Origin of the sequence: Rhizobium sp. B21/90 (genome assembly GCF_019355815.1) — a bacterium.
Taxonomy (GTDB): domain Bacteria; phylum Pseudomonadota; class Alphaproteobacteria; order Rhizobiales; family Rhizobiaceae; genus Rhizobium; species Rhizobium rhododendri.
In genome coordinates this window covers 1,938,697-1,963,276 of the sequence record NZ_CP072162.1, presented here as the reverse complement: position 1 = coordinate 1,963,276, position 24,580 = coordinate 1,938,697, and the positions used below count along the sequence as shown (strand labels likewise).

The window sequence follows — 24,580 nt, the reverse complement described above, 5'->3', positions numbered from 1 at the left end:
ATTCAAACCCCGCTCTTTTGTCGCCTAAATTTTAAGTCGCGACTGTTATTTATGCGGCGTAGTGCACAAACGCATAGCAGTAGCCTTTTAATTGCACTGCACATTTTTCGGTCTATCGCCTATATAGAGGTCAATCGATGACACGGCAATCAAGCCTGTCTCAAACCTGATAGAACCGAGGATACCACCATGAACCCGATCCGCATTGCCAAGAGCTGGATTTCCTACCGCCGCACACTGAGCGAACTCGGCAGCCTGTCGAACCAGACTCTCTCCGACATCGGCATCAGCCGCTACGAAATCCGCAACATCGCCAACCGCTCGTTCCGTTAATCGTCTACGGAACGTTCTTATAAAAACGGCGCCCTGGTGGCGCCGTTTTTGATTCTGAAGTTTCTCATGCTAGCGTTTTTGAGCCCAGGTGATTGGAAGCGGCGAGCCATCGTGCTATTCAGCCGCCCATGAAAACAACCCTATCTCCCATCCACGTCATCGGCGGCGGCCTTGCAGGCTCGGAAGCTGCCTGGCAGATCGCAGCCTCCGGTATCCCGGTCATCCTGCACGAAATGCGCGGCGTTCGCGGCACCGATGCTCATAAGGGCGACGACCTCGCAGAACTCGTCTGCTCCAATTCATTCCGCTCCGACGATGCCACCAGCAATGCCGTCGGCGTCATCCATGCGGAAATGCGGCTGGCCGGTTCGCTGATCATGGCCTGCGCCGATCGCAACCAGGTGCCGGCCGGCGGCGCACTCGCCGTCGATCGTGACGGCTTTGCAGCCGATGTCACCCGGGAGATCGAAAGCAACCCGCTGATTACCGTCGTCCGAGAGGAAATCACCGGCCTGCCGCCCAAGGAGTGGGATCAGGCGATCATCGCCACGGGACCGCTGACCGCGCCGGGCCTTGCTGCCGCAATCCAGGAAGAAACCGGTGCCGATGCGCTGGCCTTCTTCGATGCAATTGCGCCGATCGTCTATCGCGACAGCATCGACATGGATATCTGCTGGTTCCAGTCGCGCTACGACAAGGTCGGTCCCGGCGGTGACGGCAAGGACTACATCAACTGTCCGATGGACGAAGCCCAGTACAATGCCTTCATCGATGCGCTGATCGGAGGCGATGCCGTCGGCTTCAAGGAATGGGAAGGCACACCTTATTTCGACGGATGCCTGCCGATCGAGGTGATGGCCGAACGCGGCCGCGAGACGCTTCGTCACGGGCCGATGAAGCCGATGGGGCTGACAAACGCCCATAACCCGACCGTCAAGGCCTATGCCGTCGTCCAGCTTCGCCAGGACAATGCGCTGGGTTCGCTCTACAACATGGTCGGCTTCCAGACGAAACTGAAATACGGCGCGCAGGCGGATATCTTCCGCATGATCCCGGGCCTGCAGAATGCCGAGTTTGCCCGCCTCGGCGGCCTCCACCGCAATACCTACATCCACTCGCCGGTGCTGCTCGATCACTCGCTGGCGCTGAAGTCGCGGCCCGGCCTGCGCTTCGCCGGCCAGATCACCGGCTGCGAGGGTTATGTCGAAAGTGCCAGCATCGGGCTTCTCGCCGGACGGTTCGCAGCTGCCGAACGCCACGGAAACACGCCGAGCCTGCCGCCAGCCACCACTGCGCTCGGCGCACTTCTCAACCACATTACCGGTGGCCATATCGTCAGTGACGAGGAGCCCGGCAAGCGCTCGTTCCAGCCGATGAACATCAATTTCGGATTGTTCCCGGAACTCGAACCCGGTTCGATCGTCAAGCCGGAAGGCATCAAGCGCTTTCGCGGCAAGGACAAGACGATCATGAAGCGCCAGCTGGTGGCAAAGAGAGCGCTGGCGGATTGCGCTCAATGGCTCGGTCTTGAGCCGGCTGCCGAACCAGTCGAGGCCATGGCCGCTCAGGGCTGATTGGCAGCTGTCTTTTCCGGCAACACGAGATCATCGGTCGCGACATAATTGCCGAGCAACCACAGCGACACCTCGGCGGCCTCTTTTGCCGAGGTGAACTCATAGGTGCCGTTGTGATGCGGCACGTCGAGGAAATCGATAGTGATGCGGCGCTGGTCGGCCGCATCCCGCACACGCGCCCTGCCCGGCTCGATCACGTGGCAGGCGAAATGCTTGCCGAGATCCTTCATGAAGCCGGCCTTGTTGTCGTGCAGGCGGACGAACAGCGCCTTTCCATCCCTCGTCTTCTGCAACTGGCGGATCGCTTCGGTCGGGAAGGCCCGGCCGAATTCCAGGATCGCCAGACCGAGGTCATTGAGGCTCTCCTCCTTGTCCTGCGCCACCATGCGGGTTGCGTAAAACCCGAAACCGACGACAGCAACAAAGATCGCCAACCAGATGAACATTGCCATGGCGATTCTCCCTTCAGGACGAGTGCGTTAAAGCCGCATAACGCGCGAGACTTGCGCGAGTTTGACCGGTGTCAAAATTTTCCGCGCATTGCGGCAACGGCCATGCTGAGCTGGCGACGCCATTGCGAGGCCTGTATCGGCCGATCGAGGATGCCCGCACCGAGTTTCTGCGCCTTGCGCAGGATAGGCCCTGTGAGCGCCACAGGCAAGAATGCCGGCATGAGGCCGGGTGCGACGGGCCCTGAGGCGCGGGCCTTGGCCAGATGCTCCTGCCCGAGACCTGCAAATGCATCGATGGCAGCGGTGACCCGGGGGATATCCGTGCCCGCGAGGAAACTGTCACGGTCGAGGCCGACGGCGGAGAGGATTTCCAGCGGCAGGTAGAGCTGGCCACGATGGCGATGCAGCGGCATCAGCAGCAGACAGCCGGCAATCGCCTGGGCGACGCCTGCGTGGCCGGCAGCATCGGTCGAGCGGACGGCATCGGACGGCGACAGCACCAGACCGGCCAGCTGGATCAGCGCCGATGCGGTCTCGCCGGCATAGCCTTCGAGCACATTTCGGTTTTCCATCGGGTCGTCATAGAGATCGAAGATCCGGGCGTCGATCATGTTGACCAGCGTGGCGCGTGGCAGCCTGTGTGCCTCGATTGCCTGCAACAACTCCGACGCCAGAGGATTGGCCTCGGTCGACCCGTGCGACTGGCCTTCGAGCAGGTCGCGCCAGTATTGCAGGCGCACCTCGCCGGGCAGCGGCTCGTGGACGAGATCGCGGATGCGGGCAAGTTCGGCATGAAAACCATAGAGCGCGGTCAGCGGGCGGCGCTTGTCCTCCGGCGACAGCAGGCATGCGAGATAACGGTCGCGATCGGTGTCGCGAAGGGTGGCGAGGCAGATCTCCTCGTTGCTGCGAAGCGCTGCCGCCATTTTGGGCCCCTAGTCGACGGCGATCAGGGCGCAGGCAACCGCCCGCGATTCGGACAGCATGATGTTGAAGGTCCGCACCGCCGCTCCCGTATTCATCGGATCCGACGACATGCCGGCATCCCGAAACGCCGTCTTCAGCGCCTGCGGCAAGAGCCGCATGTCGTCACCGGTGCCGACCAGCAGGAATTCGATCTCGGCAGCCTCGTCGATGACCTTCTGGAAGCGATCAGGCGTCAGGGCATCGGCGGCCGTCATGTCCCAGCCGTAGATGCCAGACGGCAGGCAGAGGATCGAGCCGCGATGCGACATGTCGGCAAAACGAAAGCCGCCATTGCCATAAACGTCGATCGGCGCGCGGCCGGGAAAATGGGCGGAGCGGATCTCTATGCCACGGGCCATCAAGCCACCGCCTTGCCGGCTGGCGGCACATCCGGATGCGGACCGGGCTGCACCCCGCGCGGCCGAAGCTTGAAGGCGATCAGCACCGGTGCTGCGATGTAGATCGACGAGAAGGTACCGACAGCAACCCCGAAGAACATCACGAAGGTGAACGAGCGGATGACCTCGCCGCCGAAGATCGACAGCGCCAGCAGCGCCAGCAATGTGGTTGCCGCCGTCAGCACGGTGCGCGACAGGGTCTGGTTGATCGACGCATCGATGAGGATGGGCAACGGCATCTGCTTGTAGTGCCTGAGGTTTTCACGCATCCGGTCGTAGACGACGACGGTATCGTTGAGCGAATAGCCGATGATCGTCAGCACCGCTGCGATGCTCGTCAGGTTGAATTCGATACCGGTGACAACGAACAGGCCGAAGGTCAGGATGATATCGTGCAGCGTCGCGATGATCGCCCCCAGCGCATACTGCCAGGCAAACCGCACCCAGATATAGATGAAGATCGCCGCCAGGGAGGCCATCACGCCAAACGTACCCGCCCGCGTCAGTTGGCCCGATATCGCCGGACCCACTACCTCGACGCGGCGGAACTCGTACTTGTCCTGCAATTCGCCACGCACCAGCGTTACCGCCGACTGCTCGGCATTTTCGCCGCCATCCTGCGACTGCAGGCGGATCAGCGCACCGGTCGCGTTGCTGATCGGCTGCGCCTGGACATCGCCGATATTCAGCTGCCCGAGGCGCGTCTTGATATCCGGGATATCGACTTTGCCCTGCTTGGCACGAACCTCGATCAGCGAGCCGCCTGTGAAATCGACACCGAGATGCATGCCGAACGAAAAGAAACCAATCATCGACAGGACCGAAAGCACGGCCGAGATCGTGAAAGTATAGCGGCGGATGCCCATGAAGCGGATATTGGCGCCGTCGAAGACAGCAGTCCGCACGCCCTTCGGCAAATGCTTCGGCCGGCGGCGCTTGATCCAGATGGCAATCAGCCAGCGGGTCAGCGTGAAAGCCGTAAACAGCGATGCGATGATGCCGATCCCGAGTGTCACGGCAAAGCCGCGCACGGGACCGCTCCCCATGGAGAACAGGATGGCAGCGGCGATCAGCGTCGTCACATTGGCGTCGATGATGGTCGTGTAGGCGCGCGCAAATCCGCTTTCGCAAGCCTGCACGAACGGCGTCCCACCCTTCAGCTTTTCGCGGATACGCTCATAGATCAGCACGTTCGAATCCACCGCCAGACCCATCGTGAAGATGATGCCGGCGATACCTGGCAAGGTCAGCGTCGCCTGGAAAAGGCTGAGGATCGCCATGATGAGAATGATGTTGAAGACCAGCGCCGCGGTGGCGAAACCGCCGAGCGAACCATAGAAGAACACCATGAAAGCAACCACGGCAAAGGCACCGACGATGCCGGCGATGATGCTCGCGCGGGTCGAATCGGCGCCGAGACCGGGCTCGACTGTACGCTCCTCGACCACCGTCAGCGTTGCCGGCAGCGAGCCGGAGCGCAGAAGGATGACGAGGTCGGCAGCCCCCTCGAGCGAAAAGTTGCCGGCCAGCATGCCCTTGCCATCGGTCACGGGCTGCTTGATCAGCGGCGCCGAGATCACCTGGTCGTCGAGCACGGCGACATAGGACTTACCGACGTTCTTCGCCGTCGCCTGCGCGAATGCCTGGGTGGCCTTTGCGTCGAGCTGGAAAGTGACGACGTTCTGCTTGGTCTGGGTATCCAGCATCGGCTCGGCGGCGATGATGCTCTGGTCATTGGCAACGGGCCGCTTGAAGACGAGGTAGCTGTCCGGCGGATCGTCCTGCGAATACAGCACTTCGGAATTGGCCGGTGGCTGCGTGTCGATCGCCGTCTGCACCGGCATGCTCGTATCCAGCATGTTGAAGGTCAGCTTGGCCGGCTGGTTCAGCAGCGTCTTCAGCCGCTGGGGATCGGTCAGGCCCGGCACCTCGACGATGAGCCGGTCGCTGCCCTGCCGCTGGATCAGCGGCTCGCGGCGGCCGACCTGCTTGACGCGGCTGCGAACCACTTCGATCGACTGGTCCAGCGCCTCTGCGGTACGGAAGGCGATGCCTTCGTTTGTCAGTGCCACGGTGATCAGGCCGCCATCGCCGGGGACGACGGTAGCCTCGCGGATTGAACCGCCGGTGGCCGAGCTTCCGACGCTGTCGGTTAAAGGCTTGAGTGCATCGGTCGCCGCCGCCATCTGGCCGACGTCGGTCAGGTGCATGGTGATGGTCTGGACGGTACCGGAAAGATCGACGGTGGGAATTTTGGCATCACGCAGCCGGCGCGCGACATCGTTGATCGTCGATTGCAGCCGGGCTGCGACGATCTCGTCACGCTCGATCTTCAGCGAGATCCGCGAGCCGCCCTGGAGGTCTAGACCGAGGATTGCCTTGTGGTGCGGCAGCCAGCTCGGGAAACGCTCGAGCTGGCGGTCGCTGAACAGGTTGGGAAGTGCGACGAGGACGCTGGCAACGACGGCAAGCCAAACGAGGATTGTCTTCCAGCGGGAGAATTGCAGCATGGCGTTCTCGACTTTACTATTCGTCGCGACGCGGCCGGACGGCCGGCCGCCCGTTATCGATGCTAGGCTGCGTCCGCCTTGACCGGTTCACCCTTGACGCGGACTTCCGAGATCGCCGTGCGGACGACGCGGACCTTGACGCCTTCGGCAATCTCGACTTCCAGTTCCTTGTCGTCGACGACCTTGACGACCTTGCCGACGATGCCGCCGCCCGTGACGATCTGGTCGCCGCGACGGATATTCTTCAACACGTCGTCACGCTTGCGAGCCTGGGCGCGCTGCGGCCGGATAAGGAGAAAATACCAGACGACCATCAGCGGAACGAAGAGGAAAACCATCTCCATGCCGGAACCGCCAAACACGCCCATGGCGGTATCGGTGGCGCTCTGGGCGTATGCGTTGGTGATAAACATCGGGAACTCCTCAAAATCCAGGCGGGAAACAACCCGTTACACCGCGCGAGATATCATTGTGATCGTGGCAAATGCAACAAAAACAGCCGATAACCGTACCGTTTTCTCAGCCTCTTAACCTTTCGGCCGGGGAAAGGCCATGCTAACCGGCAGCGAAATGAACTTTTGCCGCTGCGTCCCATAACCCATCCGGAGGAAACATGGTGACCGAAGATCAAAACACACTGATCCTTGCCGAACTCCGCCGTCTGGCATCGGCGGTCGAAAGATTGGCCGGGCCGGCCCCTGCCGTCAATGACTGGGATGCTGCGGACTGCTTCGTCTGGAGCCCTGCCCGCGAGCACCTGCAGCCCGTGCCCCGTCCGAACCGGGTGGCAATCGGCCTTATCCGGGGTGTCGATCATGTGCGCGACATCCTGCACGAAAACACGCTGCGCTTCGCCGAGGGATTTGCTGCCAACAACGTGCTGCTCTGGGGCGCACGCGGCATGGGCAAATCCTCGCTGGTAAAAGCCGTGCACGCCGACATCATCCGCTCTACCGGCGTCGCATTGAAACTGGTGGAGGTCCATCGGGAGGATATCTCGACGCTCCCCCTGCTGCTCGACATCGTCAAGGCGGCCCCGCTGCGCGTCATCGTCTTCTCCGACGACCTCTCCTTCGATCATGATGACACAGCCTATAAATCGCTGAAAGCAGCGCTCGACGGCGGTGTCGAAGGTCGACCCGACAATGTCCTCTTCTACGCCACGTCCAACCGGCGTCACCTCCTGCCGCGCAACATGATGGAAAACGAGCAGTCGACGGCGATCAATCCGTCCGAGGCCGTCGAGGAGAAAGTATCGCTCTCCGACCGTTTCGGCCTCTGGCTCGGCTTCCACAAATGCAGCCAGGACGACTACCTGCTGATGATCGATGGTTACGCCAAGCACTTCAACCTCGCTCTCGATCGCGACGAGATGCACCGGGAGGCGCTGGCGTGGTCCACGACCCGGGGGGCGCGCTCCGGACGCGTTGCCTGGCAGTACATCCAGGATCTGGCCGGCCGACAACGGATCGAGCTGCCGCGCGACTGACTTTTCCCGGCCCGGGCGAGGAATTGCGACCGTATGCCAGCATTAAACTTGGGGGCTCAAGAAATACTTTGGAAACCCAAAGTATATGAATAAAACCTCATTTTCACTTTGAATTTGCTAATTAAGATTTACTTTATGATGCCGCGATATGTTTGGGCTGAGGAAAATGAGTGACCTCTGAGAAGGCTATGACAGCCATCGCCTGGGAGATGTCATGCCTTTTTTTCGCAGCAAAGCTGGCCACGAAGCGATATTCTTGGGAGTCTTCGGCACAGTCATCTGGGCGCTCGGAAGCCAATTCCAGGCGTTCGAGGCTGTAACCGCATTCGTGCTACGCAATGACGACTATCAGCTCGACGATCTGGCGCTTGCGATCACCGTCACCGGGTTGGTCAGCCTCATCTATTCCATCCTTCGCCTGCGCGATCTCAGCCGGGAAGTCGGCCGCCGCGAGATTGCCGAGCAGGGTGTGAAGTGGATCTCCGGTCACGACGAAACGACAGCGCTCCCCAACCGCCGCTCTCTCGACGAACGCATGGCCTGCCCGCCACCAAGCGGAGAGGACAAGCTTGGCGTCTTCGCCGTCCAGCTCGACGGCTTTAAAAAGATCAAGGACCTGTTCGACCACAAGACGGCAGACGACGTGCTGCGGGTGATGGCGGAGCGTCTCAAGGCGATCTTCCCGCCTGACGATATCTTCAGGACCGGTGGACGGGACTTTGTTGCATTCATCGCCGGAGCGGATCACGCTGAGATCGCCGAACAGGTAGCAGCCGCAATCGCTAGACCGGTTGGCGTCAAGGGACAGGCGGTCGAAGTTGGCGTGACGATCGGCTACGCGGTTCTTCCCGTCGATGGAACTGATATGGCAAGCGCCGTGCGCTGCGCCGAAGTCGCCATGGAGGCGGCAAAGAACGATCCGGCACGAAAAATCCGTGCTTTCGAACCAACGATGCGCGAGCGGTGGCAGGAAAGCTCCGAGCTAGAGAAACAGCTTCGTCATGCGGTGAGAAAAAATACGATAAAGCCCTATTACCAGCCGATCGTCGACCTCCATACGGGCAGGATCAACGGCTTCGAAGCGCTCGCCCGCTGGGAACAGGAACCCGGCAAGTTCGTGCCGCCCACCGTCTTCATCGATCTAGCCGAACGGACCGGCCTGATCGGCGAGCTGACGGTCAAGCTTTTCAGAATGGCCTGCGCCGATGCCGCCACCTGGTCGAACGGCGTCATCCTCTCCTTCAACCTGTCGCCGACCCAGCTGCATGACGGGCTGCTGGCAATTCGCATCCTGACGATCCTGTCCGAAGCCGGACTGCCTCCCTCGCGCCTCGAGATCGAGATTACCGAATCGGCCCTCATCCAGGATCTGGTCGCAGCCGAGCGCATCATCGCGGATCTCAAGAATGCCGGCATACGCATCGCGCTCGACGACTTCGGTACGGGCTATTCGAGCCTTGGCCAGCTCTCGAGGTTCAGCTTCGACAAGATCAAGATCGACCGGATGTTCGTCTCGGAAGCCGCCGACGGCAAGAAAAACGAGAAGATCCTGAGAACGATCATCGGTCTCGGCAAGGGGCTGGATATCCTGACGACGGCGGAAGGCATCGAGACCGAGGAGCAGCTCCAGGCACTGATCCGGATGGGATGCAATCTCGGCCAGGGCTACCTCTTCGGCAAAGCCGTCCCCGCCGCCGAAGCATCCCGCCTCCTCGAACGCGATTTCAAACTGGTGGAAACCTCGGAGATGATGGTCGCCTGAGGCTATTGGCAAGGTCACCTGTATAGCAACTTGCTGGCGACGCGCCGGCTTGAGTCCCTGAAACGCGCGCGAGGGAAAGCCAGCGACAAACACGACGCAACTGGTTTGCGCGCGATTTGCCCGTTTCAGCTGGATTAGCGATATACGGCGCGCATATTTTCAACGGCACGCCGAAAGACTTCGGTGTCATCCAGGGCTCGAGCCAGTACAATTCCGCCTTGGATCGTCATCACCATGCGCTCCGCTTCGATATCAGCCAGATCCACTGGTTGTCCCGCCCTGCGAAGAGCATCCGATAGCGCCGCGATCCAACGTCTAAAGTAGCTCGCGATCGACGCGCCAAAGGTGTCGCGCGTTGCAACCATGGCAAACGTTCCTACCAGACAGATGCGGCTGCCAGACCGGAAGTAGATCACGACGTTGTCTAACATCGCGGCAATCGCCGCATTTGGCTCACCCCTGCGCAGCGGTTCGTAGATCTCCCGCTCAAACCACGCATCGACGTCTGCAAGCACTGCGGCCGCCATCTCCTCCTTCCCTCCGGGAAAGAAATGGTAGAGGCTTCCCTTTCCTACCCCGATGCGCTCCGTGATGCTGTTTAGGGTCGTGCCGTCATAGCCGAGATCACGAAAGACTTCGGCTAGCAACCGCACAACGTCTTGCCGTTCGAATACCGCTTTCACATCGACCTCAAAATCCGAAATCTGACAGACCGGGGTGGTCATCAGGTCGCCTGCCCAGTGGCCAGAAATACCGGCGCTCGTGCTCGTGTATGGGCTTGTCATTGATGCAAGCAAAGCGTCGCTGCATCAGTCCGTCGGCATCGAATTCCCAGTTTTCGTTCCCGAAGGAGCGAAACCAGTTTTGGCTATCATCGTGCCACTCATAGGCAAAACGGACCGCGATGCGGTTTTCCGAAAACGCCCAGAGCTCCTTGATGAGGCGGTAATCCAGTTCCTTTTCCCACTTTCTCGTCAGGAAGGAAATGATCGCGGGACGGCCGTTTACAAACTCGGCCCGGTTTCGCCATTCGCTGTCTGGCGTGTACGCCAGCGCTACCCTCTCCGGATTGCGGCTATTCCAGCCATCTTCAGCCGCCCTGACTTTCAGGGTGGCGGTTTCAACCGAGAACGGGGGAATCAGGGAAACCACGAGCAAACTCCTGTTTTTACCAATTCGCCTATTCTGTACCAAAAGGTACAGACATGTCAATCGACGAACAGCTACTGAATCACCGTCGTATCGTCCAAAACGACAAAAAGCCCGGCATGACCGGGCTTTTTGCATAACTCCTCGAGACGCACTATCTATTCAAGGAAGGTCATTGGGTTAACCGGCGAGGCATTCTTGCGGACCTCGAAGTGCATCTGCGGCTGCTTGGCATTGCCGCTCATGCCTGAAGTTGCGAGTGTCTGGCCGCGTTGTACTTTCTGTCCGCGCGTGACGCTCAGAGTGTCGGCGTGGCCGTATACGGTGACCGTGCCGTCGTCGTGGCGTACCAGCACCGTGTTGCCGAGCGCCTTGAGACCATTGCCGGCATAGATGACGACGCCGTTTTCGGCGGCCTTGATCGGCGTGCCCGATGGCACCGAGATGTCGATACCGTCGTTGCGGCTGCCTTCGACATTGGCGCCGTAGGCGGCGATGACTGCGCCGCGCACAGGCCAGCGATACTTGCCGATGCCGGTCGATTCCGGCGCAGCCGAGCCGGCGTCCGATTTCTGGGCGTCGTTAACAGACTGGGTCGGCAGCGAGGCGACCTTGGTCGGCTCCTCGGCAGCGACGGGTGCAGCTGCCTTGACCGGTGCCTTTTCAGGCGCGATCGAAGCCGTCTTCATATCGTCGGCAGCCGGTGCTGCGCCAGCCTGCGGCAGCTTCAGCGTCTGTCCGACCTGAATGCCGTTCTTGCCGATGCCGTTGGCTGCCTTCAGCGCGTCGATATGAGTTCCGGTGGCCTTGGCGATCTTGGCGAGCGAATCGCCCGGCTTGACCACGTAGCTGCCCGGTGTCGGGCCCTTGCCTGCCCCTGCCGAAAGTTTGCCGGAGCCGTTCTCGGCGCTCAGCTGCTGCTTGTCGCGGGCCGTATTGCCGTTTGGAAGAACAGCGGCATCCTGTTCGGGCGCCTTCGACGGGATCGGCTGCTTGCCACCCTTGTCGAGATCGGCGGCCTGCGACGAGGCCTTTACGACATTGGCGCCGCCGTTCATGGTCGGAATGATGATGGAGCGGCCCGGTTGGGCGGACGCGGAGCTCTTCAGGCCATTGACGCGCAGGATTTCCTTTTCCGGAACGCCGTAGCGGCTGGCAAGCGTCTTCGTCGTCTCGCCGGGGCGCAGAGTAACGGTTGGCGCGTTGTCGCCGGTCCAGGCAGACGGCTTGCCGGGCGTGGTGCCGGTCGCCATGCGATCTGGGGCCTCGCGCGGTGGGGCCAGCGAATGCGGAGCAGATCCGCGGTTCGGCGCGGCATCTGGATAGGGCTGCGCAAGAGCCTGCTGCTCTTCGCGGGGCGGCCGTGTCGACAGGTGGTCGGATGTGGCGATACCGGCAGGCGCGGCGAGCTGCGAACGCTGGACCGACGGAGCGGCAGCAATCCGTGCGCTGGAATAGGCCGGCTTGTAGGTCTGCGGCTGCGACGGATAGGGCTGGCTCATGGCAGCATTACCATTGCCGTTGCCGTAATCCGATTGACCGGAGGCCACGTTTGCGGGCGGGACAGGATCGCGGTCGAGACCGCTCAGCTGCCGTCGCGGGATGGAACCCGTCGTCATGGTGTCGGAGCTCGAACCGGAGCTTGCGAACATCCCCGAGAAACGAGAGGCATCCGAACTGCAGCCTGTCGCGGCGCTCGCGAGAAATGCTGCAACCAGGACCTTGCCTGTCGTCGTGCTGATATGTAACGGAAAGCTGAAACGCATGACTCGACCCACTTAAGACGCAACCCATTTGTGAGTTCCATTAAAGCGCGTTAATCTTACCATGCGGTTAAGGCGCTGGAGTCATGTGGATTTTTTTGAGAAATTGCTAACCATAGTCCACAGCCCCGTGGCTGCAGCGTGCCGAAACGCTTCAATCCCGCCAAGCGTCAGAGATAGGCTGCGAGCTTGGGGATGATCGGCAGGTAGGGAACTTCGAACAGTTCCTCGCGCTCGAAACGGCTGCCGGTCTTGGTCAGGCGCACCATGCGGCAAACGGTATCCGTTATCATCACAGGCGTGATCATCGAGCCGCCGGAGACCAGCTGGTCGGCATAGAAGCGCGGCATGGTCGGGAAGGCGCCGGTCACCAGAATGCGGTCGAACGTGCCCTCGCCCGGCATGCCGGCGCTGCCGTCCGCCTGGCGCACGATGACGTTGCGCATTGCCAGTGTCTCGATGCGCTTCTGTGCAGCAATCGTCAGCGTCTTGTAGCGATCGACCGTCAGGACCCGTTCTCCGAGCCGGCCCATGACGGCAGCTGTGAATCCCGTGCCGGTGCCGACTTCGAGTACCCGGTGGCCCGGCCGGACCTTCAGATGGTGGAGAAGCCTGATGACAAGATCGATGCCTTCCATAAAGGATCCGCATTCGATCGGGATCGTCCGACTGGAATAGGCATCTGACACCGCCTGCGCCGGCACGAACAGCGAGCGCGGCGTCTGCTCCACGGCGGTCAATAGGTCGATGTCGGAAATGCCTTCGGCACGCAGCCGCAGCACGACGGCCGCAAAACCTTCCCTCTCAAGAAGTCGAGCTGTCAAACCGCTACTCCGTGACCAACCGCCCGCAATGTGCCGGACTGAGCCGCATAATTGGCGTGATCGGGTTTCAAAGAAGTTACCGGCAGCTGTTTTTGCTGTGAAGCGCGCATATCCGCACCCTCACCCGACAGGAAACAGGCAGCGATCCGCGCAGCAAATGGCCGCGAGGTCGCGAAGGTTTGGTCGGTCTTCGTCGATAACACTGGCACCGTCCTGCTATGCTGCCCGCTCGATGGTCTTCAATCCAGCCATATAGGGCACCAGAACTTCAGGCACAGTCACGGAGCCGTCCTCGTTCAGATAATTCTCGAGCACGGCGATCAGGCAACGACCGACGGCCGTGCCGGAGCCATTCAGCGTATGCACGAAGGTGGTGGCCTTGTCGTCCTTGCCACGGTAGCGGGCATTCATCCGCCGGCCCTGGAAGTCACCGCAGACGGAGCACGAGGAGATTTCGCGATAGGCATCCTGGCCGGGCAGCCAGACCTCGATATCGTAGGTCTTGCGGGCGCCGAACCCCATATCGCCGGTGCACAGCATCATCGTGCGGAAATGCAGCCCCAGACGCTTCAGCACTTCCTCGGCGCAGGCGGTCATCCGCTCGTGCTCGGCAACGGCGCTGTCTGCATCGGTGATCGATACCAGCTCGCACTTCCAGAACTGGTGCTGGCGCAGCATGCCCCGCGTGTCGCGTCCGGCCGAACCTGCTTCCGAACGGAACGATGGCGTCAGCGCGGTAAAGCGCAGAGGCAGCTTGTCCTGCTCGAGGATCTCGCCCGAGACGAGGTTGGTGAGCGGCACCTCGGCAGTCGGGATCAGCCAGCGGCCATCGGTGGTGCGGAACAGGTCCTCGGAAAACTTCGGCAGCTGGCCGGTCCCGTACATCGCTTCATCGCGCACCATCAGCGGTGCGCTGACTTCGGTATAGCCGTGTTCGCCGGTGTGCAGGTCGAGCATGAACTGGCCGAGCGCCCGCTCGAGGCGCGCCAGCGGCCCCGTCAGCACGGTAAAGCGCGAGCCGGAAATCTTGGCGGCACGCTCGAAATCCATGTAGCCGAGCGCTTCGCCGATCTCGAAGTGTTCCTTCGGCGGATGGTTCCACCGCGGCTTTTCACCGACCACGCGGGCAACGACATTGTCGTGCTCGTCCTTGCCGACCGGTACGTCGTCGAAGGGAATGTTCGGCAGGCGCGACAGGGCATCCGTCAGCGCCGCCGTCAGCTCGCGCTCCTCGGCCTCGGCGGCCGGCATGGCGACCTTGATCTCGGCCACCTCCGCCTTCAGTGTCTCGGCAAGCGCACTGTTCTTCTGGGCCATAGCCGCGCCGATATCCTTGGAGGCGGCATTGCGACGAGACTGCATGTCCTGCAGCGCCTGGACGACGGAGCGGCGCTTTTCGTCGAGTGCGATGATGCTTTGCGCCTGCGGCTCGGCACTGCGCTTGGCAAGCGCGGCATCGAGGGCTTCGGCATTGTCACGGATCCATCTGATATCGAGCATCGTCGTTCCCGGTCGCTTCGTGAAAACAGCTCCGGCCGGGGCCTGACCAAGCCTCCAGCCGGAGTTAAAGGGCGATACCGCAGGGATGCGGCGTTAAAAAATCAGTCTTCGTCGCGCGGTACGATGGCCGAAGAGGACGCTGTCTCTTCCTCACCCTGTCGCTTGCGGCTGCGCTCCACCATGCGTGCAGCGTAGATCGAAATCTCGTAGAGAAGGATGGTTGGAACGGCAAGGCCGATCTGCGACATCGGGTCCGGCGGCGTCAGTATGGCAGCGGCGATGAAGGCAAGCACGATTGCGAACTTGCGCTTCTCCGCAAGCCATGTCGAGGTCAGCAATCCGACCCGGGCAAGCAGCGTGGTGATGACCGGAAGCTGGAAGACGAGGCCGAACGAAAACACCAGCGTCATGATCAGGCTGAGATATTCCGACACCTTCGGCATCAGCGAGATGGCAATTTCACCATCGGCTGGCGATTGCTGCATCTTCAGGAAGAACCACATCACCATCGGGCAGAAGAAGAAATACACCAGCGCCGCGCCCATCAGGAACAGCACTGGAGAGGCGATCAGGAACGGCAGGAAAGCGTTGCGCTCGTTCTTGTAGAGGCCGGGGGCTACGAATTTGTAGATCTGTGCCGCGATGATCGGGAAGGCGATGACCAAGGCGCCGAACATCGCCACCTTGACCTGCGTGAAAAAGAATTCCTGTGGCGCCGTATAGATCAGCTGCGATTTGGCAACATCGAGATGGGCCCAGATCACCGCCCATTTATACGGATAGACGAGATAGTTGAACAGTTGCTTGGCGAAGGCGAAGCACACCATGAAGGCGATAAAGAACGCGGTGATGGACCACATCAGCCGCGTCCGCAATTCCATGAGATGTTCGATAAGCGGCTGCGGCTTATCGCCGATATCACTGGTCATGCATCGTCTTCCTTGGTGGCAGGCGTGTTCGAGGTGCCATCCGCCTGCTGTGGAGCAGCGTTATCGACAGCAGGCTTCGGCGCGGCCGGCTTGCGCGCCCGCTTCGGCTTGTCGACAGCGGGCAGCCCGACCTGGGCCGGCTCGACGACGGAAGGCCCTTCCAAATCGGCAGCCTGCGCCTTGACGCGGGGCCGACGGACTGGCGTCGACGGGGAGAGAACTTCCTTGACGACGGGTACCGACGTCACGACGGGAGCCGACGCCTGCACGTCGAGCGCTTCAGCCCGCACGCGAGGCTTGCGCGCAGCCTTTGGCGCCGTGATCGCTTCAACCGTCGTCTCGGGGGTCGGCACCTCGGTGGCGATCAGCTCCGGCTTGGCGCGCGGCTTGCGCACCGCCTTGGGCTTTACGGCCGTCTCGGCTACCACGGCAGCGGCCTCCGCAATCGCGGCAGGTGCGGGAGCGACGACCGGTGCCGGAGCTTCGGCTACAACAGGAGCCGTCGGCTCCGGCGCAACGCCATCAGTGTGCGGCAGCATCTGCGGTTCCGCTGGACGTTCGACTGTCGTCGAGCGCTGCAGGTCGGCCTTGATGTCGTTGCCCATCTGCCGCAACGGGTTCATTGCCTCACGCAGGCTATGCGCCGGGTTTAGCTTCTGAGCATCGGCAATCGTCTGGCGGACATCGTCCAGGTCGGCCTCTCGCAAGGCATCGTCGAATTGCGCCCTGAAGTCACCGGCCACCTTGCGAAAACGCGTCATCATCTTGCCGAAAGTTCGCAGCATGGGCGGCAAGTCTTTCGGGCCGACGACAACGATCAAAACAACCGCTATGACGAGCAGTTCGCTCCAACCAATATCGAACATCAAAGGCTCCTGGGTGGGCACGGCACGAGAAGGCCGCCATGCACCCCATTCTGGTTATTTCGTTTCGTCGGCCTTGTGATCGACGGTGCGGCCCATTTCCGGACGAATGGGATCGCCACGGGGCTGATCGCGCGGCGCAGCCGTTTCGTCCTCGTCGGTCATGCCCTTCTTGAAACTCTTGATGCCCTTGGCGACGTCGCCCATCAGTTCCGGGATCTTGCCGCGGCCGAACAACAACAGCACAATGGCCAGAACGATCAGCCAGTGCCACATACTAAAAGAACCCATGACGATACCCCTTGTGTTATGTCCCTAGGATGTAAGCGGTTTGACAAGCTTTTTCAAACACCAAAATCGCCCGGTCGCTAAGACTTGATACCACCATCCATCGCCGCCCGCTTTCGCTATCCATAATCATCTCACGCTGTGGCGGAACAAAGACGGGTTGTCGATGCAATCGTCACCGCAACCGGCGTCAATCCGGTGCACCCGTCGGCGCCAGCAATCCCAGCTCCTCCAGGTCGAGCTGGGTGATCGGATCCTCGTCCTCGGTCAGTTCGTCGCTCATCACAGGCGAGGGCATGGCGAAATTGGCGGGGATACGCCCGGTGAGAAGCCCTGCCCCCTTCAGCTCTTCGAGACCCGGCAGGTCGCGCAGTTCCTCCAGCCCGAAATGATCGAGAAAATCCCGTGTCGTGCCCAGCGTGACCGGCCTTCCCGGTGTACGCCGGCGTCCCCGGAAGCGGACCCAGCCCGCCTCCATCAACACGTCCAGCGTTCCCTTCGATGTCTGCACGCCGCGAATATCCTCGATCTCGGCCCGGGTAACCGGCTGGTGGTAGGCAACGATCGACAGTACCTCGAGCGCGGCGCGCGACAGTTTGCGGACCTCGTGCTCATCCCGCCGGATGATGAAGGAAAGATCGGCAGCCGTCCGGAATGCCCAGGCATCGTCGACCTGGACGAGATTGACGCCCCGCCCCGCATAATCCTCGCGCAGCCGCAGCATCATCGCGCGCACGTCGATGCCATCGGCAATCCGGTCTCGGATATAGGCTTCGGAAACCGGCATCGCCGAAGCGAAGATCAACGCCTCTGTGATGCGCTCGGCCTCGCGCAACCGCGCCGCATCCGCTGCGCCCTCGCACGTCATCTCAGTCTCTGCCTGCCCTTCCGACACAGCCACTCCTATTCCGCCGCGTCGAGGATGGCATGTTTCGGGCCACGGCGCATATAGAGCGGCTGGAAGGCGCCTTCCTGGCGGATTTCCATCTTACCCTCGCGCACCAGTTCCAGCGACGCCGCAAACGCGCTGGCGATGGCGGTCACCCGCTCGCTCGGGCTCGTCATGTAGCGCAGCAGGTAATGTTCGAGCGCCGTCCATTCCGGCACGTCGCCGATCATCCGTGTCAGGATGGCGCGCGCCTCGACGAGCGACCACACGGTCCGCCGTTCGATCGTCACCTGTGTGATCGCCTGGCGCTGACGCAGACCTGCATAGGCATTGAGAAGATCGTAGAGGCTGGCGTCGAAGGCCGACTGCCGCTGGTCCGGAATATGCTCCGGCGCCCCCCGGGCGAACACATCGCGGCCGAGCCGGTTGCGGTTGACGAGGCTGGCGGCGGCATCCCGCATCGCCTCGAGCCGCTTCAGCCGGAAGGCCAGCGCCTCGGCCATTTCCTCGCCGCTCGGCCCGTCATCCTTGTTCTGCTGTGGAATGAGCAGCTTCGATTTGAGAAATGCAAGCCACGCCGCCATGACCAGGTAGTCGGCGGCAAGCTCGATGCGGACCCGACGCGCGGTTTCGACGAAGACCAGATATTGCTCGGCCAGCGCCAGCACCGAAATCCGCGCCAGATCGACCTTCTGGTTGCGCGCAAGATGCAGCAGCAGGTCGAGCGGCCCTTCGAACCCGGCGATGTCTATCACCAGTGCCGGCTCCTGCGGATCGCGATCGACGGTAGCTTCCTGCCACAGCCGATCCATCGGCGTGGCCGCCGCTTTGGTCAGATCCGTGGCCTTGCCGTTATCCAATCTCGCCCCTCGCAGATCGCCCTTTTCAGGCGATCGACAGCATCCCGTCGAACTCGGCGCGAATGGCTTCCTCGTCGGCACCATCGCCGTGCCCGAAGGCCGCCTCGACAGCCCTGGTCCGCGCAAGCGCTTCGCCCGAAAGCACCGGCACTGCGCGCACCACCTGCTTCATTTCGTTCATAATGCCATTGCAATGCAACACGATATCGCAGCCGCCGGCAATGATATTTGCAGCCCGCTCGCCAATCGTGCCGGCAAGCGCATTCATCGAGGTGTCGTCGGAGATCAGAAGCCCCTTGAAGCCGATGAAGTCGCGAATGACTTCGTCGATGACGATCTTCGATGTCGTTGCCGGGTTGTCGGGATCGATGGCGGTGAAGACGACGTGGCAGGTCATCGCCATCAGCTCGTCCCTCAAAGCCATGAAGGGCGGGAAATCATGAGCTTCGAGCTCTGCCCGGGACACGGATACCACCGGCAGTTCGTGATGCGAGTCGGCAAAACCCCGGCCATGGCCCGGCATATGCTTCATGACAGGCAGCACGCCGCCGGCCTTCAGGCCTTCCGATGCGGCGCGGCCCATCTCGGTCACGGTTACCGGGTCGCCGCCATAGGCGCGGTTGCCGATGACGTTGCTGCTGCCCTCGACGGGGACGTCGAGCACCGGCAGGCAATCGATGTTGATACCGAATTTCAGGAGATCGAAGGCATGCAGCCGTGACATCAGCCAAGCCGCGCGCAGGCCCGCATAGCGGTCGCGGCGGTAGATATCTCCGAGCGCCTGGCCTGACGGATAGTGCTGCAGGATCGGCGGACGGATACGCTGCACCCGGCCGCCCTCCTGGTCGATCATGACGGGCACATCGGCACCGACGCTGTCGCGAAGGGCGGCAACGAGGTCGGCGATCTGCGCCGGCTCGCCAATGTTGCGGCCAAACAGGATGAAACCCCACGGCCGCTCGCCGGCATAGAAGGCGCGCTCTTCGGGAGTGATGGACAGGCCGCTACAGCCCAGGATCATTGCTTTCGATTCGGTCATGGCAAAATCATAGGGGTGGCAGGGCTCGATGACGAGCGTAGGCGGCCACTCGTGCACAAAAAAGAACGGCGGACCGAGGTCCGCCGTTCACTGTCTGGGATAGCTGGGATCGCTTATTTCGAGATCAGGCAGGTGCCGCCAGCAGCCCGGAACTTGACGCAGAGCGCTGCGGCATCGTCCTTGGAGCCGACCGCGACACGGACGCGGTAGTAGGTACCCTTGCCGGCGATGTCGACCTTGCGGACCTCCATCGGATGGCCACCGATGACGCTGGCATATTTCGCCGCCATGTTGGCCTGCGAGCGCTTGGCTTCCTGCTCGGAAGGCAGCGACGCGATCTGCATGCCATAGCCGCCGGCCGAGGCCGAGGCCGTGGCTGCAGGTGCAGCCTTGACGGGCTGTGCTGCCTGCGTGGCCGAAGCCACACGAACGGGCTGAGGAGCAACCGGAGGCTTGGCGGCGGCCGGCGTCGCCGATGCGGTTTGCGTCGGACGGGCCGTCGGCACCGGTGCTGCGTCGGTGGAGCCGGCAGCAGGCGTGTTGACTGGCGGCTGCGCAGCAGCGGGTGCGTTGGCAATCTGCGTCGTCTTCACCGTGCGGATCGGAGCGCTGTCGGCACTCGGCGCGTCGCCATCATCGGCCGATGCCATCTGGCTGTTGTCGGCAGCAGGCGTCGTCGGTGCCGCAGCCGCAGCGGGGGCGGATGGAGTAGCGCTGTCATCTGCGGGAGCCGCTTCTTCACGAGCTACCAGCGAGCCGTCAGGCTTGACGATCATGGTGCGAACGCGCCGCGCCGCAACACCGGAATTGCCGTCCTGGCTGGTGGCAGCAGGGTTGCCCTGGCCTGGCAGCAGGCGCGGATCTTCCGTTTCGCCGACGGGTGTCGACAGATTGGCTTCTCCGCTGCCGTCATTGTCATCGGGAAGGCTGTTTTCGGGGATCAGCGTCTTCTGGACGACGTCGACCGGCTGCTCGTCCGAAGTCACGAGTTCCTTCTGCTTTGGCGGCTGGGTGGCCGCGCCGGCAACACGGTCGTAGACCGCCTTGTCCTGGTTCGGCACCACCTTGCCACCCGGATCGGTCGGAACGACCTTCACGGGATCCTTGTCGGCGGTGATGACGCGTGGCTCACCCGAGGCAAAGCTGATCGGCGACCCGTTATGGGAGACCCAGCGGTACATGCCGTAGGCACCGCCACCGAGCACAACGACAGCGGCAGCAGCAATGGCGATGCCGCGCATGGAACGCGCCCGCCAGCGGTCGTTGGCCGTGTGCGACGATTCGAACATCATCGGCGAGACGTTTTCAGGCCGGCTGGGCGTTTCGCGGAAGCTTTGGCGGAAATCTTCCTCCAGTGCCCGTTCGAACTCGTCGAGGCCTCCGCCGGTCTTCTGCTGCATCGTCACGCCGCGAACGGGAACAGACGTTGCCACTCCCGGCGCGAATGCCGCTTCCGTCATGGATGGCGCCGAAGCTGGCTCGGGCGAAGTATCTGCCGGCGCACTGAACAGGCTCGCCATCTCCGCATCGATGTCGAAATCGTAGTCGGGTGCGGCAACGACTGGCTCGTCCGGTTCTGCCGGCGGTAGTGCCGGAACGTGGATATCCTCGAATGTCTCGACCCGATCTTCCGTCTCCGAAATCTCATTGGGATCGAATGGCAGTTCCTGGTAGCTGTCGACGACGGGTTCAGCCTCGTGGATGGCGGCGCGCGGTTCGGCAGGCGCAGCAGCACTGGCATAAGTTGGCGCAGCGGCGCTGGCATAGGTAGAGGCAGCTGCAGCGGCATAACTCGGAGAGCGCTGGACGGCGGCCAAAGGCTCCGGTTGCCTCCAGTCGGTTGCCGGCTCAGCAGCCTTTGCAGGCTTTTCGACCTCTGCGAGCGACTTCGGGTCGGCAAAATCAAGTTCGGCCAGTTCCAGTTCGATATCGGCAAGGTCGAGGTCGAAGTCATGCTCGTCGAAGCCATCGAAGTCTTCGTCCGCAGCAGCAACGACTGGCTCGGGGTCAGGCAGCTTTACCGGTTCAGGCTGGGCCATGACAGGCGTGGCCATCGACGGGCGCGGTGCTGCCGGATTGACGAGTGATGGATCGATGCGCGCGGCGATCTGTTCGCGCGACGGCACGGGATAACGCGATACGTCGGCCAGGAGATCGTCGATATCGAGACCCTGGTAGCTGCTCGCAGCCGATACAGGCGCAGGTTCCGGCACGACGGTAGCGGCCGCAACCTCTTCGGCGCGGGCTGCGGGTGGGAGATCGACGCCAGCAAGCGGCGCTTCTTCTTCCACATGCACATCCCCCACAACGGGATCGGGATCGGAAACGACTGGCGTCTCTGCCTGCACCGCTTCGGCACGGTCCATTTCGACAGGATAGGAAGGCTGCTTGTGCGCCACGAATTCTGCGACGGGTTCGGGTACAACGGTCGCGACTTCCGGCGGCGCAGCGGGAGCAACAGGCTCTATGGTGGGCACAGGCTCGACAGCGCCGAAGGCATCCATCGTCGGCTCGCGGCGCGGCGCATTGAAATTCGCAAGCGGCAACCGGATGGTGGCTGCAGCCCACTGCTGCGTTCTCGGCGCGGTCGGCTGGACGTCCGGCGCAGATATTGACATTTCCAGTTCATCGACCAGATCGCGGTTGGCAACCTCGGGCGCAGAAGCCAGTTCTTCCAGCTCTTCGGCAGCAACCGGCATGGTGGTCGGCTCGACGACCGCTTCCCAGCTCTCTTCAGCCGGTTCGAAATGCGAGGCATCGACGACCGGCGGCTCAGCATGAACCGGCTCTTCCGGCTGCCGCACGTGTTCTGCTGCCGGCGCATCGTATGCGGCCTGCACTTCGGACTGCGGTTCCGGCGCATGCGTCGGTTCGACGGCGGCGAAATCGTTTGCCGGCGTGCCGTTGCCGTACACCGGCTCGGAATAGACGGCAGGGTTGGGCTGCGATGCCTGGGGGCTGCGCGGCGCGTCGTAACGCTCGAACTCGCGGAGCAATTCGTCCTCGAGGTCGAAGGCCGGCTCCTGCCGCTGGTTTGCAGCGACAGGTGTGGATGGCCGCTTGTCGTATCCGACGATGCGGGCGAGTTCGGCGAGCGGATCGTCGTCCGCGAAGAACTCATCTTTTCCGCCTGCGCGGTACGCCAACTGTTTTTCAGCCATTACTTCATCCACCCGCAACTGCTACGCTATTGCCAGCGCAATGTGGGTAAATGGTGACGTTTATCGCATTTCAGCCGGTGCTGCGGTCCCGGTAATACCGAGACCAGATTTCAAAACCGACGCGACAGCGTGCACCAGCCCAAGTCTGGCAATGCTCAATTCTCGGTTTTTATCGTTAACAAATCGTAATTCCGGAAAATCTTTACCTTTATTCCAGTGTCCGTGGAAGAAACTCGCCAGGTCATACAGGTAAAATGCGATGCGATGCGGCTCCTGAGCCAAGGCCGCACTCTCGATGATTCGCGGAAACTCCGCCAGTTTGGCAACCAGCGCTAGCTCCGCCGGATCGACAATCGCACCATGGACGGCAGCCGCCATTTCCTCGACTGATACTTCCAGACCCGGGAACGCTTCCTTCGCCTGGCGGAAGATCGACATGCAGCGCGCGTGGGCATACTGCACGTAGAACACAGGATTGTCCTTCGACTGCTCCGTCACCTTGGCGAAGTCGAAATCGAGCGGCTCGGAGCTCTTTCTGTAGAGCATCATGAAGCGCACGGAGTCGCGGCCGACTTCCTCGACCACATCGCGCAGCGTCACGAAGTCGCCCGAGCGCTTCGACATCTTCACCGGCTCGCCGTTGCGAAACAGTTTGACCAGCTGGCAGAGCAGCACCGTCAGCTTGGCCTGACCGTCCGAGACGGCGCGGGCGACCGCTTCCAGCCGCTTGACGTAGCCGCCATGGTCGGCACCGAGGACGTAGATCATCTCGTTGAAGCCGCGGTCATACTTGTTCTTGAAGTAGGCAACGTCGGCCGCAAAGTAGGTGTAGGAGCCATCCGACTTGATCAGTGGCCGGTCGATGTCGTCGCCGATCTCGGTCGAGCGGAACAATGTCTGCTCGCGATCTTCCCAGTCCTCCGCCACCTGACCCTTGGGCGGCGGCAGGGTTCCCTTGTAGACGAAGCCCTTGAAGGTGAGGTCGTTGATCGCAGTCCGGATCGGCGCAGCACCGTTGGCGTGCAGCGTGCGCTCGGACAGGAACACGTCATGCCTGACGTTCAGTGCTGCAAGATCCTCGCGGATCATCGCCATCATCGCATCGATGGCCTTGTCCTTGACGACAGGCATCCACTGGTCTTCCGGCATGCTGCGCAGCTTGGTACCGAACTCCTCGGCAAGCTGCTGGCCGACCGGCACGAGATAGTCGCCGGGATAGAGCCCTGCCGGAATATCGCCGATCTGCTCGCCGAGCGCCTCGCGGTACCGCAGGAACACCGAGCGCGCCAGGACGTCGATCTGCGAGCCGGCGTCGTTGATGTAATATTCCTTGGTTACGCCGTATCCGGCAAACTCCAGCAGGTTGGCCAGCGTGTCGCCGACCACGGCGCCACGGCAATGGCCGACATGCATCGGTCCGGTCGGATTGGCCGACACGTATTCGACGTTGACCTTGACGCCGTCCCCGACGGTCGACCTGCCGAACGTCTCGCCACCGGCAATCACGCCGGAGAGCAGGCGCTGCCAGTAGCCGACGGCCAGGCGGATGTTGATGAAGCCCGGACCGGCGACGGAAACTTCTGCGATATCCGCATCTTCTCTCAGCCGGACACAGATGGCATCGGCCAGCACGCGCGGGTTTGTGCCCACGGCTTTCGCCAGCACCATCGCCGCGTTGGTCGCCACATCGCCATGACTAGGATCGCGCGGCGGCTCGACAGCGACGCGGCGAAAGTCCAGCTCGGATCGCTTTTCTTTGATGATATCAATATCTTCAAGGGCGAGCTTAACTCTGGCTTCGAAGTCTGTGAATAGGTTCATAATCAGTTCC

The 24,580-nt window shown here is 61.9% G+C and carries 21 protein-coding genes and 1 pseudogene; 4 read left to right on the top strand and 18 right to left on the bottom strand.

Annotated features, from left to right (window positions below):
• Window positions 1–189: 189 nt before the first annotated feature.
• Both J5278_RS09305 and trmFO read left to right on the top strand, forming a co-directional pair.
• Window positions 190–333, top strand: a complete 144-nt coding sequence (locus tag J5278_RS09305) for a DUF1127 domain-containing protein (protein WP_111221763.1) — start codon at window positions 190–192, stop codon at window positions 331–333.
• A gap of 128 nt (window positions 334–461) precedes the next feature.
• Window positions 462–1,907 carry a methylenetetrahydrofolate--tRNA-(uracil(54)-C(5))-methyltransferase (FADH(2)-oxidizing) TrmFO gene (gene trmFO, locus J5278_RS09300; protein ID WP_209183931.1) on the top strand — a complete coding sequence of 482 codons (1,446 nt, stop codon included), beginning with the start codon at window positions 462–464 and terminating at the stop codon, window positions 1,905–1,907.
• On the opposite strand, the gene J5278_RS09295 is transcribed toward trmFO, so the two are convergent.
• From J5278_RS09295 to yajC, 5 genes are all read right to left on the bottom strand, one after another.
• Window positions 1,898–2,359, bottom strand: coding sequence for a hypothetical protein (locus J5278_RS09295; RefSeq protein ID WP_142823035.1), 462 nt, complete (start codon window positions 2,357–2,359; stop codon window positions 1,898–1,900). The two genes, trmFO and J5278_RS09295, sit on opposite strands and share 10 nt — an antisense overlap.
• Before the next feature lie 71 nt (window positions 2,360–2,430).
• On the bottom strand, window positions 2,431–3,285 hold the full coding sequence (locus J5278_RS09290) for a phytoene/squalene synthase family protein (RefSeq protein WP_209183932.1): 855 nt from the start codon (window positions 3,283–3,285) through the stop codon (window positions 2,431–2,433).
• Window positions 3,286–3,294: 9 nt separating this feature from the next.
• On the bottom strand, window positions 3,295–3,684 hold the full coding sequence (locus tag J5278_RS09285; protein ID WP_209183933.1) for an Mth938-like domain-containing protein: 390 nt from the start codon (window positions 3,682–3,684) through the stop codon (window positions 3,295–3,297).
• The gene (secDF, locus tag J5278_RS09280) at window positions 3,684–6,233 is read right to left on the bottom strand and encodes a protein translocase subunit SecDF (RefSeq protein WP_209183934.1); all 2,550 of its coding nucleotides are present in this window, start codon (window positions 6,231–6,233) and stop codon (window positions 3,684–3,686) included. The genes J5278_RS09285 and secDF overlap by 1 nt, the downstream gene beginning before the upstream one ends.
• Window positions 6,234–6,295: 62 nt before the next feature.
• Complete coding sequence (gene yajC / locus J5278_RS09275; RefSeq protein ID WP_142823038.1) at window positions 6,296–6,646, bottom strand: preprotein translocase subunit YajC; 351 nt, start codon at window positions 6,644–6,646, stop codon at window positions 6,296–6,298.
• A 203-nt stretch (window positions 6,647–6,849) separates the two neighbouring features.
• Here yajC and J5278_RS09270 point away from each other — a divergent pair, with 203 nt between their 5' ends.
• Both J5278_RS09270 and J5278_RS09265 read left to right on the top strand, forming a co-directional pair.
• Entirely contained in the window at window positions 6,850–7,722 is an 873-nt protein-coding gene (locus J5278_RS09270) for an ATP-binding protein (protein WP_209184126.1), read from the top strand.
• A gap of 214 nt (window positions 7,723–7,936) precedes the next feature.
• A complete protein-coding gene (locus J5278_RS09265) occupies window positions 7,937–9,484 on the top strand; it encodes a bifunctional diguanylate cyclase/phosphodiesterase (protein WP_209183935.1) in 1,548 nt (515 codons plus the stop codon).
• Window positions 9,485–9,618: 134 nt separating this feature from the next.
• Here the strand turns inward: J5278_RS09265 and J5278_RS09260 are convergent, their stop codons facing one another.
• The 13 genes and pseudogenes from J5278_RS09260 to argS form a co-directional block, all read right to left on the bottom strand.
• Complete coding sequence (locus J5278_RS09260; protein ID WP_209184127.1) at window positions 9,619–10,167, bottom strand: TetR/AcrR family transcriptional regulator; 549 nt, start codon at window positions 10,165–10,167, stop codon at window positions 9,619–9,621.
• 7 nt (window positions 10,168–10,174) lie between these two features.
• Entirely contained in the window at window positions 10,175–10,636 is a 462-nt protein-coding gene (locus J5278_RS09255) for a nuclear transport factor 2 family protein (protein ID WP_209183936.1), read from the bottom strand.
• Between the two features lie 155 nt (window positions 10,637–10,791).
• Window positions 10,792–12,399 (bottom strand): LysM peptidoglycan-binding domain-containing M23 family metallopeptidase, encoded by a 1,608-nt coding sequence (locus J5278_RS09250; protein ID WP_209183937.1) that lies wholly within the window; start codon window positions 12,397–12,399, stop codon window positions 10,792–10,794.
• Window positions 12,400–12,566: 167 nt separating this feature from the next.
• On the bottom strand, window positions 12,567–13,220 hold the full coding sequence (locus tag J5278_RS09245; protein ID WP_142823042.1) for a protein-L-isoaspartate(D-aspartate) O-methyltransferase: 654 nt from the start codon (window positions 13,218–13,220) through the stop codon (window positions 12,567–12,569).
• A 216-nt stretch (window positions 13,221–13,436) separates the two neighbouring features.
• The gene (gene serS, locus J5278_RS09240) at window positions 13,437–14,720 is read right to left on the bottom strand and encodes a serine--tRNA ligase (RefSeq protein WP_209183938.1); all 1,284 of its coding nucleotides are present in this window, start codon (window positions 14,718–14,720) and stop codon (window positions 13,437–13,439) included.
• A gap of 101 nt (window positions 14,721–14,821) precedes the next feature.
• Window positions 14,822–15,649: a twin-arginine translocase subunit TatC gene (gene tatC, locus J5278_RS09235; RefSeq protein ID WP_209183939.1), complete on the bottom strand. Its 828-nt coding sequence runs from the start codon at window positions 15,647–15,649 to the stop codon at window positions 14,822–14,824.
• A gap of 293 nt (window positions 15,650–15,942) precedes the next feature.
• Window positions 15,943–16,515: pseudogene (gene tatB / locus J5278_RS09230) on the bottom strand (Sec-independent protein translocase protein TatB); the annotation flags it as partial.
• A 54-nt stretch (window positions 16,516–16,569) separates the two neighbouring features.
• A complete protein-coding gene (locus J5278_RS09225) occupies window positions 16,570–16,803 on the bottom strand; it encodes a twin-arginine translocase TatA/TatE family subunit (RefSeq protein WP_111221750.1) in 234 nt (77 codons plus the stop codon).
• 187 nt (window positions 16,804–16,990) lie between these two features.
• Window positions 16,991–17,668, bottom strand: coding sequence for an SMC-Scp complex subunit ScpB (gene scpB, locus J5278_RS09220; protein WP_209183941.1), 678 nt, complete (start codon window positions 17,666–17,668; stop codon window positions 16,991–16,993).
• A 35-nt stretch (window positions 17,669–17,703) separates the two neighbouring features.
• Window positions 17,704–18,501: a ScpA family protein gene (locus tag J5278_RS09215; RefSeq protein WP_374108280.1), complete on the bottom strand. Its 798-nt coding sequence runs from the start codon at window positions 18,499–18,501 to the stop codon at window positions 17,704–17,706.
• Window positions 18,502–18,574: 73 nt separating this feature from the next.
• A complete protein-coding gene (nagZ, locus tag J5278_RS09210) occupies window positions 18,575–19,588 on the bottom strand; it encodes a beta-N-acetylhexosaminidase (protein WP_209183943.1) in 1,014 nt (337 codons plus the stop codon).
• A gap of 113 nt (window positions 19,589–19,701) precedes the next feature.
• On the bottom strand, window positions 19,702–22,749 hold the full coding sequence (locus J5278_RS09205; protein WP_209183944.1) for an SPOR domain-containing protein: 3,048 nt from the start codon (window positions 22,747–22,749) through the stop codon (window positions 19,702–19,704).
• Between the two features lie 60 nt (window positions 22,750–22,809).
• Window positions 22,810–24,570: an arginine--tRNA ligase gene (argS, locus tag J5278_RS09200; RefSeq protein WP_209183945.1), complete on the bottom strand. Its 1,761-nt coding sequence runs from the start codon at window positions 24,568–24,570 to the stop codon at window positions 22,810–22,812.
• Between the last annotated feature and the right edge of the window lie 10 nt (window positions 24,571–24,580).